1 protein-coding gene is annotated in these 370 nt (G+C 49.7%); it reads left to right on the forward strand.

Annotated elements, in window-relative coordinates:
* A partial coding sequence (locus LKX83_RS32070; RefSeq protein WP_227887313.1) for a PD-(D/E)XK nuclease family protein occupies positions 1-370 on the forward strand: 370 nt, incomplete at both ends.

The following is a 370-nucleotide window of genomic DNA, read 5'->3' on the forward strand; positions in this document are numbered from 1 at the left end:
TCATGCTAGGAGAACATGCTAGACGCAGTCAATTTACTCCCAAAGCGCTAGAGCTTGGATTTGGCCCCGGCGCCGAATTGCCGCCGCTTGTCTTCGAACTTGCCAATGGATGCAGAATGGAGCTGATAGGCCGGATTGACCGTGTGGATGGCGCATATGGCTCAAAGGGTCTGCTGCTGCGCATCATCGACTACAAATCAAGCGCCAAAGATTTGGCGATAGAGGATGTGTATTTTGGGCTTTCATTGCAGATGCTGACCTATTTGGATGTTATTATCTCACAGGCGGAGGCATTTTTTGGAGAAGCGGCCTTCCCTGCAGGTATTTTATATTTCCATGTGCATAATCCGCTTCTGCGTTCACTCATCCC

The sequence above is a fragment of the Cohnella baijiui genome (assembly GCF_020731285.1).
GTDB lineage: Bacteria > Bacillota > Bacilli > Paenibacillales > Paenibacillaceae > Cohnella.